Origin of the sequence: Corynebacterium bouchesdurhonense, assembly GCF_900078305.2 — a bacterium.
Taxonomy (GTDB): domain Bacteria; phylum Actinomycetota; class Actinomycetes; order Mycobacteriales; family Mycobacteriaceae; genus Corynebacterium; species Corynebacterium bouchesdurhonense.
Genome location: NZ_LT546027.1, coordinates 201,716 through 212,049, shown reverse-complemented (window position 1 = coordinate 212,049; position 10,334 = coordinate 201,716). Strand labels below are relative to the sequence as shown.

Sequence of the window (10,334 nt, the reverse complement as noted above, 5' to 3'; positions counted from 1 at the left end):
GGCATGGCTATCAATTTGAGCATCGACCTCGCTGACGCTACGTTCGCCGATCTCGTGGCCTTGGTGGACGCGGCGCACGCGGCCGGGGTAGAGCGCTCCGCGCCGCTGGAGCTGGACGGCGAGCAGCTCACCCTGGCGGTGGAGCCCGGGGCCGCCAAGCCGGCGGCGGCCCCGCAGACCCCGCGCGGGAGCGACGGCGAGGGCGGCCACCGCCCGCTGCCGCAGTTGGGCGACGCCGCGATCCGGTCCGTGGTGGACATTCTCACCGGGCGCCAGGAGCCGCCGCGGCGCTAGGGGGCCATCCCGTAGGATGATGCGTTGTGGATTACATCTCTACTCGCGACGCCACGTCCGTCCCGCGCAAGTTCACCGACATCCTGCTCACGGGTTTAAGCCCCGAGGGAGGGCTGTTCATGCCCGCGGTGTACCCGCAGGTGGACGGGGAGACGCTTGACGCGTGGCGCACCCTGCTCGCGGAGCGTGGTTACGCGGCGCTAGCCGCGGAGGTGGTCAAACTCTTTGCGGACGACATCCCGGCGGGTGTGATCGAGGACCTCACCGCGCGGGCCTACACCACCGAGGGTGGCAAGTTCGCCTCGGAGGAGATCGTGCCGGTGAGCCCGCTTGAAGACGGTCTTTTGGTGGCCCACCTCTCCGAGGGGCCGACCGCCGCGTTCAAGGACATGGCGATGCAGCTGCTCGGCGAGCTCTTCGAGTTCGAGCTGGGCCGGCGCGGCGAGGAGATCAACATCCTTGGCGCCACCTCGGGTGATACGGGCTCCTCCGCCGAGTACGCGATGCGCGGTCGCGACAACATCCGCGTCTTCATGCTCACCCCGGCGGGCCGCATGACCCCCTTCCAGCAGGCCCAAATGTTTGGCTTGGATGACCCGAACGTGTTCAACATCGCCCTCGACGGCGTGTTCGACGACTGCCAGGACGTGGTTAAGGCCGTGAGCGGGGATGCCGCCTTCAAGGCCAAGTACTCCATCGGCGCCGTCAACTCCATCAACTGGGCGCGCCTGATGGCGCAGGTGGTCTACTACTTCTCCACCTACCTCAAGGCCACCAGCTCGAACGAGGAGCGCCTCTCCTTCTGCGTACCCACCGGCAACTTCGGTGACATTTGTGCGGGCCACGTGGCCAAGCAGATGGGGCTGCCCATTGACAAGCTGATCGTGGCAACCAACGAGAACGACGTGCTCAACGAGTTCTTCACAGAAGGCGAGTACCGCCCCCGCACCGCCGCGGAGACGGTGGCCACGTCCTCGCCGTCCATGGACATCTCCAAGGCCTCCAACTTCGAGCGCTTCATCTTCGACGTCACCGGGCGCGACGCGAAGCTCACCGGGGACCTTTTCGGCCAGAAGGTGAAGGAGGGCGGATTCTCGGTGGAAGATTTCGGTGCCGCCTCGGGCGGGGAGGATGCCCTGGAGCGGATCCGCGGCGAGTACGGGTTCCTCTCCGGCAAATCCACCCACGCGGACCGGGTAGCCACCATCCGCGCGGTGCACGAGGAGCACGGTGTGCTCATTGATCCGCACACCGCGGACGGTGTCTTTGTGGCGCGCGGGCTGGCGGATCGGGTGGACACCCCGATGGTGGTGCTGGAGACCGCGCTGCCTGTGAAGTTCGGCGACACGATCGCGGAGGCCATCGGTGAGGCACCGGCCGTGCCCGAGCGCTTCGCCGCGATTATGGACGCGGGCCGCCACGTCACTGACCTGCCCAACGACGCGGAGGCGGTCAAGCAGTTCATCGCCGAGTCGATCGAGCGCACCGACGTCACCCCCGACGACACTCCCGGCGACACAGCGCAGTAGGGCGGACGCAGCGCGTGCCCCAGCATTTCCCGGGCGACCCGGTGCTGCCCGAACCGGCGCCGCAGCGCCCAAACGCCGCCCGCAGGTACCAACCGGTTGAAAGCGCCGGCGCGAAGCGGGCTCCCGCCGCGGGGTGGGTCTTCGCGGTGGTTGCGGTCGCGTTGCTCGTCGCGGCGGTCGTGTTTGTGGGCGTCAGCGCATCTCGCTTGCCGACGGCCACCATGGAAGACCGCCGCGCCCTCGAAGAAGTGCAGCGGCCCCCGGCCGCCCCCGACGTGGTGGATGACGCAGGTCCACCTGCGAACGTGATCAACGTGCCGCAGTTCGCGCTCTGGGCGCCCGGCACGAAGATCCAGACCACGGACCATTACCCGCAGCCGGGCGAGAGTTTCACCGCGCAGTCCTGCACCGTCGCGTTTTCATTCTCGGACGACGCTGGCCGCAACTACGCCGTGACCGCGGGGCACTGCGGCAAGGAGGGGGACTTGGTGTGGCCCACCAACGCCTCCCTTGCCTCGGACTACGTGCAGGAGGCCGGTCGCTTCATCTACTCGGGCCTTTACAGCGCGGGGGCGGAGGGCATCGACGTGGGGATCATCGAGATCACCGACCCGGACCGCCTGATGGAGGTGGTGGGCAACCCCATCCCCACGGGCGTGGGCGTGGAGGTCCCACCGATCGACCGGGTGTGCAAGACCGGCGGCACGACGGGCTACACCTGCGGCCACTTCGTGGACACCGAGCGGGTGCAGATTGTGAACACCGACGTGGAGGAGGCGCACCCCACCTTCGGCGACATCGCCTCCGTATGCGCCAACCAGGGCGACTCGGGCGGGCCCGTCTTCACCGAGGTTAACGGGCGCGCCGTGATCATCGGCGTAGTATCCGGCACCGAGGCCGGGCGCGCCGGCGACGAGTGCTGGGAGGGCATGGAGGACCCGAAGCTGATGAGCTACTCCAACGTGGAGCAGATGATGCGGGTGATCCAGGTAGCGGTGCCGCACCCCGCCTGGGTGGCGCAGACCTGGTAGCCGCCTAGGTACCCGCTTTGGTTGCTTCTCCTACCGCGGCAAGCCGTACTTCTCGGCAAAGGCCTCGCCCGTTTCGCTGGAGATGAACCAGGGCTCCTCGCCGTCCTCGTGGTAGAGCCAGTAGGCCTGCTCGGGGCCGTAGGCGTTGAACTGCAGGCGGCGGATGCCCTCGGGGAAGTCGATGTCGTCCCAGTCGTCGCGTAGTTCATCCAGCTTCTCCTGGGACGGGACCTGCACCCAGCGCAGGGTCATCTCGGTGCCCAGCGAGGGATGGTAGCTGTTCAGCGCCAGGGCGTCCGCGCCGAGCTCGTTGGCGGTGCTGATGGCGGAGGCGATGGTGGCTGCGGGGAGCGTCGAAAAGCAAAAGCCCTGGAACAGGATGCGCATGTTCTTTTGGGTGGTGAGCTCCAGCTTGTCCAGGCAGTTCTGCTCCAGCAGGCGCGAGAGGTGGCCGGAGAGCTCGGTGGGGCTTTGCTCCGCGAGCTCTGTCAACGCGCCGCGGGCCGAGGTGCCGGTGTGGGTGGCGCCCGTCTCGAGGTCCGCGATGAGGTAGCTGCGCACGCTTTCGCGCACCGACTGCTGGTCCGCGGGCGCCGGGTTGTGGGGGAGCTGCTTCTCCGGGGCGCGGGCGGTCTCCGTAGTCTCGGTGATCTCGGTCAGGGTGGAGGAGGCGCCCCGATCCGAGCTCGCGCCCGCGGAGTAGCTGGAGAGCATGGCCACAAACACCACGATGGCCACCACCAGCGCGCCGTAGCCAACCACGAACGCCGCCGCGGGCATGCGCTGAATCAGGGGGCGCTTCGCCGGCTCCGCGGGCGCGCCCGGGGCCGCGGGCGGCTCGGCGGGGGAGTAGACGGTGCTCATGATGCGGGAAAGTTTACACTCGGATCAGCCCGCGGCCGCCCCCGCAATGCGCGGCCACTCGCTGCATATCCGCACCCCTACAGAGAGGACGTCCGCCGTGCCCATCCCGGAGTTCATCGTGGAGACCCGCAAGAAGATCGGCACCGACCTGATGTGGCTGCCGTCCGTCGCGGCGGTGGTGCTGCGCGATTCCACCGACAATTCGGTCTGGGCGGTGCCCGAGGTGCTCCTTGTCAAGCGCGCCGACAACGGGGAGTGGACGCCCGTGACCGGCATCGCGGACCCGGGCGAGGAGGCGCACGATTGCGCGGTGCGCGAGGTGCTGGAGGAGACCGGGATCCGCGCCCGGCCGGCCGCCATTTTGGGTGTCGGTGCGGTCGGGCCCGTCACCCACGGCAACGGCGATATGGCCAGCTACATGTCGGTGCAGCTGCGCCTCGAGCCGGAAGACCCCGCGGCCGAGCCCGTGGTCGGCGACGACGAATCCGTGGACGTCGGCTGGTTTCCCATCTCCAACATGCCGGTCACGGACCCGAAGTGGCGGCTTGTCATCGGCGACGCCGCCGCCCAGCGCAAGCACCCCGCGGGCTTCGCGCCGCGCATGGGGTTTGCCAAGCGGTGAGGCTCGGCGCAGACGTCTCCGAGCACCAGCGCGGCATTGACCTGCGCGGCCTCGATTTCCTCAACTTCGTGGTCATCCGCACCACCGACGGCGACTACCGCGACACCGCGTTCCCCGAGCACGCCGCCGCGGCCACGCACGCCGGGCTGGAGATCGCCGCGTACCACTTTCTCCGCGCCCCGTCCGAGGGCACCCCGGTTGCGGCCCAGGTCGCGTCGTCGGTCGCGGTGCTCGGCACCACCCGGCCGCCGATGTGGCTGGACGTGGAGTCGCCGGCGGGGCTTTCGCTTGCCGACGTCCGCGAGGCCCACCGCTGCTTCACCGCCGCCGGCGTGCCCGTCGCGGGCGTCTACACCTCCGCCTCGTACTGGCGCCGGCACATGCTGCTCGCAGACCCTCGCGAGTTTGGCGAGCTGTGGCTCGCGGCGTGGGGCGACAATCCAGTGGTGGACCTCGGTGCCCCCAAACAAAAGGCCCCGGCGCCGGCCCCCTCGGCCTCCCCACCCCCGCGATGTGGCAGTTCACCTCCCGCGGCCTCACCGGCGGCGTGGAGGTGGATCTCAACCTCGCGCTGTAGGGCTTATTTTGCTTCTCGACGCTTCCCCGCCGACGCACGAGCCTCGTTGAACTTCGCCTCCACGGCGCCGCGGCCGTTCTTGAACAGCTGCAGCGAGATAAGGAGGGTGCCCAGGCCGAGCAGCAGCCACAGCCACCAGCCCGCACCGGTGTGCACGCCGTCGGTGCCGATAATGTCGATGAGCTTGACCAGCACCGCGAGCAGCTGCACCGCGGCGGCCGCGAGGCCCAACAGGCCCGCCTGCTTCTCGCTGCCCTTCCACGCGAAGTACGCCGCCGCACCGAGCAGGCCGAGGACGATAAGGCAGGTAATGACGTAGAGCGCGCCGCCGCTGAGCTCCTCCTCTGCCAGCATCGCCTCCGCGAAGCCGCCGAAACCGGACGAGGAGATGGACACCGATCCCCACCAGTTCATCACGAACTTGATAAAGCCGTACTCGTTGGCCTCCTTGACACGCCCCACGGCCAGGAAGCTGGTGAGCAGGGAGAGCAGGAACGCGCCGCCGTAGAACCACACCGGCCACTCGATCTGCTTGGCCGCCGCCGGCTTGGGTGCTTCCGCCTTCGGCGCGGCGGGCTGGCCCTGGTTGGGCTGTTGGTTGGGCTGCTGGTTGGCCTGCGCATTGCCAGGGTTGGACGTGGGCTTGGTGCTCCACTGGTTCGGGTTGTTGGGCTGCTCGCCTGGGTTGGGGTTCAACGGTGTGGACATGGTTCCTCCAGAAATGTGCGGGTGGTTCAGCTGTCAGTTTACTTACGTAGCGCTGTGTGCACGCGGTGCACGCGGGGAGTGCTCCCCGAACGCCAGGGATGATTGAGGGAGTCAAGGGGGGGGAATGTCCCTCAAACGCGAATCCGGCGCATATCTGCATTCCGGAAACAATGTTCCGGATTGCAACTATGTGCCGGGTTGGCCGATTCGCACGTCACCCCCCCTTCTCTCCTCACAGGAAACGTACAGCCAAGGGCAGCGGCGGCCGAGATCAGGATTAAACGCCAGAACGCACGTGGGGCGGCACCGCGCCCCGCCGCCTTCTAGAGCGCGGTCTGCCCGAACAGGGAGCCGACGATAAAGGTGGCGCCGAGTGCCAAGGATCCGCCGATCACTACGCGGGCGACGCTGCGTTTGACGGGGGCGTCGCCAAGCTTTGCGCTCACGGTGCCGGTCACTGCGAGGGAGACGAGAGTGAGGGCGAAAATCGCTGCAACGCGCCAGCTTTCGGGGGCGAGTACGGCGGCGGCGAAGGGCAGCAGCGCGCCGAGGAGGAAGGCGAAGAAGGAGGCGATCCCGGCGGACCACGGGTTCACCTGCTCCTCGTCCTGGACGCCGAGGGTGCGCTCGGAGTCGCGCTGCGAGGACACGGAGACGTACTCACCGAGCGCCATGGACACGGCGCCACCCACCACGGCGGCGAGACCAGCCGTGGCGATAGCCGAGGTGCTGCTCGTCGCGCCGGCCACGCCCACCACAACGGCCGCGGTGGAGACGATGCCGTCGTTGGCGCCGAGCACGCCGGCGCGCAGGCGGTTGAGCTTCTCGCCCACGGCCCGGGGTGCGGGCGCGGGGTCGGGGAGGAACTCGGGGTGGCGGCACGTCTTTCCCGTTTGGGAGCAGATTGGTGCGGGGGTGCACGGCTGCGTTGTAGTCATGCGCACCACAATGCCCGCCCCCGGCCAGCCCCGCAAGCGTGCTTAGGCTGCCTTATCCCAGCTCAGGCTATGTTTTGCTAGGTTAGCTTTGGCTACTTCCAGCGCACGGAAAGCTCGTAGCCATCCATGTTCGTGCCCGCGGTGAGCGCCTTCGCATGGGTGAGCATAAGCTGCTCAGCGTGGTCGCGGGCGCGGTCGAGCAGCCCGTCCTCGATGGCCTTCTCGCGCGCCGCGTCCTCCCGGTTGGCAATGAATCCGGTGACGTCGCTCACGCGCAGCTGGTTGATGGGGTTCATGGTCTGGTCGTAGACCTCCACGCTGTGCGGGTCGATGTGCGACTCCAGCACCTCCACCGGCGGCAGCGCGATGGTGAGCGTCTTCGCGGCGTCATCGACGCTCGCCTCGATCCCCTCCGCGCTTCGCAGACCGGCCGTCACCCGCCCGCTGTAGGTGACCAGGAAATTACGGTCCGTGAACGGCACCTTCAGGCCGGCGATCTGCAGCCCCTCCTGGTCGAACTTGCCCACGTCCGAAAACGCGTACTCCTCCGTGGCCAGCTCGGCGATGTCGCCGAAAGACGCGCCGATCGTGGTGGAGTCGATGCGCTCCTTGCCAAAGCCGAACAGCGAGGGGCGAAGCAACACCACGGCGAGCGCCGCGACGGCCAGCAGCGCCACCGCTACCGCGCCGCGGGCCGCGTTCTTGTTTGTCATGGTTTTCCAGCCTATTTGAGGGGTTCGGGGCTAGCTTGCCGACGCTCCCTTTCTCCCCTCAACCACCCAGCTCACGAACCGCCCGGAGCACAGCCCCCAGTGGATCACCAGCAGGACGGGGATGCTCAGCGCCACCACGTCCAGCCAATGCGACTCACTGACCAGGGCTACCTGGTGCCCGCCCATGCTCACAGTGCCGGGCGGGAAGGTGCACGACCACCAGGCGGGGGAGTAGTCCACCCAGCGGGCCACGTTGGGGTAGAAGGTGTACATCGCCCACAGGGCCAGCGGGATGGCCAGGATAAGGGCGACGCGCCCGTACAAAATCGAGACGGCGCCGGGGTAGAGGATCTGCAGCGCCGTGGTGGACTGGCCGACCACGCCCAGCGGCACCCACGCGGTCGCTGATTTCGGCCCCTCCAGGTCCACCTTCCCGTGCCAGGCAGCCCAGTACACACGGACGAAGATCGGCACCGAGGTGAGCAGCGACATGAAGAACAAAACGGTGCCCATGACGTGGTAGACGTGCCCGTAGTCGCGGGCGAGCCAGCCTGACACCGAGGCGGAGATCATCGGTCCGACCAGCGGCAGTCCCCACGTGAATTTGGGCTCGCCTTCAAAGCGCGTGAGCTGGATCGCCCACGTGATCACGGTGACTGGGCCGCCGACCCAGAAACCCACCAGGCGCGGGACCGTGCTGCCGGTCAGACCGGACAGGGCCGCGCCGAGCGCTAGGATGCCGATGAAGAACATGGACCACTCCGCCATGGTGGCCCGGCCGAAGCTCGGGTGCCGGTAGCGAAAGAAGCCCACGGTGAGGGCGACAAAGATGGCGCAGGCGATCGCGGCGAAGATGCCGGACGCGAGCATCATCTCCTCCTCAACGAGGAGGCGGGCGACAATCGACGTGCCCATGAGGCTGCCGCCCCACGCGGGCCCGGGCGGGGGGAGTTCGCGAAACTTATCAGTCACGGGAGGCTATGGTAATTTCTTTTGCCCCCGGGACGCGAGCCGGGGTGGCTAGCAGTCGAAGTAGAGCTCGAACTCCTGCGGGGTGGGGCGCAGGCGGGCCGGCGCGATTTCCTCGGTCACCTTCAGGCGCACGTAGGTCTCGATCAGGTCGTCGGTGAACACGTCGCCCTCGGTGAGGAAGTCGTGATCCGCCTCGAGCGCGGCGAGTGAGGCCTCCAGCGAGGTCGGGGCCTGCGGGATCTCCTTGGCCTCCTCGGGCGGGAGCTCGTAGAGGTCCTTGTCCACCGGAGCGTGCGGCTCGATGCGGTTCTTGATGCCGTCCAGGCCGGCCATCATCATCGCGGCGAAGCCGAAGTACGGGTTGCCCGACGGGTCCGGGGCGCGGAACTCGATGCGCTTCGCCTTGGGGTTGGTGCCAGTGATTGGGATGCGGATGGCCGCGGAGCGGTTGCGCTGCGAGTACACCAGGTTGATGGGGGCCTCGAAGCCCGGAACCAGGCGGTGGTAGGAGTTCAGCGTCGGGTTGGTAAATGCCAGGACCGCGCCGGCGTGCTCGAGGATGCCGCCGATGTACCAGCGGGCGATGTCGGAGAGCCCGCCGTAGCCGGACTCGTCGTAGAACAGCGGCTCGCCGTCCTTCCACAGGGACTGGTGGGCGTGCATGCCAGAACCGTTATCGCCGGCGAGCGGCTTGGGCATGAAGGTGGCCGTCTTGCCGAACTGGGTGGCCGTGTTCTTCACGATGTACTTGAAGTCCTGCAGATCATCCGCCGCGTGCAGGAGCGTGTTGAAGCGGTAGTTGATTTCCTGCTGGCCGCCGTTGCCCACCTCGCGGTGGAAGCGCTCGATGTTGAAGCCCGACTTGGCCAGGTTGTGCACCATCGCGTCGCGGACCTCGACCGTCTTGTCGTACGGCGGGACGGGGAAGTAGCCACCCTTCCAGCGGTTCTTGTAGCCCAGGTTGGCCGAGCCGTCCGCCTCCACCTCGTTACCGCGGTTCCACCAGCCCTCCTCGGCGTCGATCTCGTAGAAGGCGTGGTTTCCCTCCACTTCGTAGCGGATGGAGTCGAAGAGGTAGAACTCGGCCTCTGCGCCGAAGCTGCAGGTGTCCGCGATGCCGGTGGATGCCAGGTACTCCTCGGCCTTCTTCGCCACATTGCGCGGGTCGCGGGAGAACGGCTCGTGGGTGAACGGGTCGTTGACAAAGAACTTTACGTTCAGCGTCTTGGAGGAGCGGAACAGGTCGAGCTTGGCGGTGGCCAGGTCCGGCATAAGCGTCATGTCGGACTCCTCGATGGTGGTGAAGCCCTTGATGGAGGAGCCGTCAAACGCGAGGCCCTCCTCCATCACCTCCGCATCGAACATGGACGCGGGGATGGAGAAGTGGTGCTCGCGGCCCGGCACGTCGGTGAAGCGAACATCGACAAACTGCACATCCTCGTCCGCGATGAAATTCTGTACTTCTTCGATGTTGCCGAATGGCACGGTGGTTCTCCTTCGATGCGAGTAAGCAATTGCCCTCATCTTAGAGGAACGCTCCCCGTGCATAGGCAGGTGCGCCTGGGCACTAGTCTGGAGAACCATGGCAAAAGAGCAGGGGAACCGGCAGGCGGGTAACGGCGGGTCGAGCTGGCGCAACGGGCCCGAGATCCCCAACCAGTTCGGCGGTGATGACCCGGTGCCGTCCTACCCCGGGGAGTACCTTGGCCTGCCCAAGTCGGGACCGGGCGCCCAGGCCTCGGTGGCCAGGCGCATGGGCGGGGTGGTCATTGACTGGCTGTTGTGCCTCGCCGCCGCCACGCTAATCACCAGTACCACCGACGCGTGGGGCGACGCGGCGACGCTGACGCTTCTGCTGTGGGTGGCCATGGGCATCCTCACGGGCTGGCTGTTCGCCCGCACGCCCGGGATGGCCGTGCTGGGCATGGGCGTGGCGCGGGTGGACGCGGAGGTACCCGTAGGCTTCTGGCGCGCGGCGCTGCGCACCCTGCTCACGGCGTTCATCTTCCCCGCGGCGATGGTGGACGCGGACGGTCGCGGCATGCACGACAGGGCGACGAATACGACGGTGATTTTGGCGTGACAA

11 protein-coding genes and 1 pseudogene are annotated in these 10,334 nt (G+C 67.5%); 6 read left to right on the top strand and 6 right to left on the bottom strand.

Features of this window, described 5'->3' with window-relative positions:
- The first annotated feature begins 3 nt into the window (after positions 1 to 3).
- Genes BN4252_RS04615 through BN4252_RS04605 form a run of 3 tightly spaced genes read left to right on the top strand, consistent with a single transcriptional unit; the run spans position 4 to position 2,854 of the window.
- Positions 4 to 294 (top strand): hypothetical protein, encoded by a 291-nt coding sequence (locus tag BN4252_RS04615; RefSeq protein ID WP_066526534.1) that lies wholly within the window; start codon positions 4 to 6, stop codon positions 292 to 294.
- A gap of 26 nt (positions 295 to 320) precedes the next feature.
- Complete coding sequence (gene thrC, locus BN4252_RS04610) at positions 321 to 1,823, top strand: threonine synthase (protein WP_066526531.1); 1,503 nt, start codon at positions 321 to 323, stop codon at positions 1,821 to 1,823.
- Between the two features lie 14 nt (positions 1,824 to 1,837).
- Positions 1,838 to 2,854 (top strand): trypsin-like serine protease, encoded by a 1,017-nt coding sequence (locus tag BN4252_RS04605; protein ID WP_230208570.1) that lies wholly within the window; start codon positions 1,838 to 1,840, stop codon positions 2,852 to 2,854.
- 30 nt (positions 2,855 to 2,884) lie between these two features.
- Here BN4252_RS04605 and BN4252_RS04600 read toward each other — a convergent pair whose 3' ends face one another.
- Positions 2,885 to 3,718 carry a hypothetical protein gene (locus BN4252_RS04600; protein ID WP_066526528.1) on the bottom strand — a complete coding sequence of 278 codons (834 nt, stop codon included), beginning with the start codon at positions 3,716 to 3,718 and terminating at the stop codon, positions 2,885 to 2,887.
- 97 nt (positions 3,719 to 3,815) lie between these two features.
- Between BN4252_RS04600 and BN4252_RS04595 the strand changes: the two genes are divergently transcribed.
- Together BN4252_RS04595 and BN4252_RS11425 are read left to right on the top strand one after the other, a co-directional pair.
- Positions 3,816 to 4,340, top strand: coding sequence for an NUDIX hydrolase (locus BN4252_RS04595; RefSeq protein ID WP_066526525.1), 525 nt, complete (start codon positions 3,816 to 3,818; stop codon positions 4,338 to 4,340).
- Positions 4,256 to 4,729: pseudogene (locus BN4252_RS11425) on the top strand (GH25 family lysozyme); the annotation flags it as partial. The gene BN4252_RS04595 and the pseudogene BN4252_RS11425, both read left to right, overlap by 85 nt.
- A gap of 191 nt (positions 4,730 to 4,920) precedes the next feature.
- On the opposite strand, the gene BN4252_RS11420 reads toward BN4252_RS11425, so the two are convergent.
- From BN4252_RS11420 to glnA, 5 genes are all read right to left on the bottom strand, one after another.
- Positions 4,921 to 5,625 (bottom strand): hypothetical protein, encoded by a 705-nt coding sequence (locus BN4252_RS11420; protein WP_066526513.1) that lies wholly within the window; start codon positions 5,623 to 5,625, stop codon positions 4,921 to 4,923.
- 323 nt (positions 5,626 to 5,948) lie between these two features.
- On the bottom strand, positions 5,949 to 6,563 hold the full coding sequence (locus BN4252_RS04580; RefSeq protein WP_078056766.1) for a VIT1/CCC1 transporter family protein: 615 nt from the start codon (positions 6,561 to 6,563) through the stop codon (positions 5,949 to 5,951).
- 92 nt (positions 6,564 to 6,655) lie between these two features.
- The gene (locus tag BN4252_RS04575; RefSeq protein WP_066526507.1) at positions 6,656 to 7,276 is read right to left on the bottom strand and encodes a DUF4230 domain-containing protein; all 621 of its coding nucleotides are present in this window, start codon (positions 7,274 to 7,276) and stop codon (positions 6,656 to 6,658) included.
- 30 nt (positions 7,277 to 7,306) lie between these two features.
- On the bottom strand, positions 7,307 to 8,248 hold the full coding sequence (locus BN4252_RS04570) for a TDT family transporter (protein ID WP_078056760.1): 942 nt from the start codon (positions 8,246 to 8,248) through the stop codon (positions 7,307 to 7,309).
- A 48-nt stretch (positions 8,249 to 8,296) separates the two neighbouring features.
- Complete coding sequence (gene glnA, locus BN4252_RS04565; RefSeq protein WP_066526722.1) at positions 8,297 to 9,772, bottom strand: type I glutamate--ammonia ligase; 1,476 nt, start codon at positions 9,770 to 9,772, stop codon at positions 8,297 to 8,299.
- 58 nt (positions 9,773 to 9,830) lie between these two features.
- On the opposite strand from glnA, the gene BN4252_RS04560 reads away from it, so the two are divergent.
- The gene (locus BN4252_RS04560; RefSeq protein WP_066526502.1) at positions 9,831 to 10,331 is read left to right on the top strand and encodes an RDD family protein; all 501 of its coding nucleotides are present in this window, start codon (positions 9,831 to 9,833) and stop codon (positions 10,329 to 10,331) included.
- Positions 10,332 to 10,334: the final 3 nt, after the last annotated feature.

Excerpts from the sequence above, each read along its gene's own strand:
- BN4252_RS04615 (WP_066526534.1), top strand. The coding sequence starts at position 4 with ATGGCTATCAATTTGAGCATCGACCTCGCTGACGCTACGTTCGCCGAT.
- BN4252_RS04600 (WP_066526528.1), bottom strand. The coding sequence starts at position 3,718 with ATGAGCACCGTCTACTCCCCCGCCGAGCCGCCCGCGGCCCCGGGCGCG.
- BN4252_RS11420 (WP_066526513.1), bottom strand. The coding sequence starts at position 5,625 with ATGTCCACACCGTTGAACCCCAACCCAGGCGAGCAGCCCAACAACCCG.
- BN4252_RS04580 (WP_078056766.1), bottom strand. The coding sequence starts at position 6,563 with ATGACTACAACGCAGCCGTGCACCCCCGCACCAATCTGCTCCCAAACG.
- BN4252_RS04575 (WP_066526507.1), bottom strand. The coding sequence starts at position 7,276 with ATGACAAACAAGAACGCGGCCCGCGGCGCGGTAGCGGTGGCGCTGCTG.
- glnA (WP_066526722.1), bottom strand. The coding sequence starts at position 9,772 with ATGAGGGCAATTGCTTACTCGCATCGAAGGAGAACCACCGTGCCATTC.
- BN4252_RS04560 (WP_066526502.1), top strand. The coding sequence starts at position 9,831 with ATGGCAAAAGAGCAGGGGAACCGGCAGGCGGGTAACGGCGGGTCGAGC.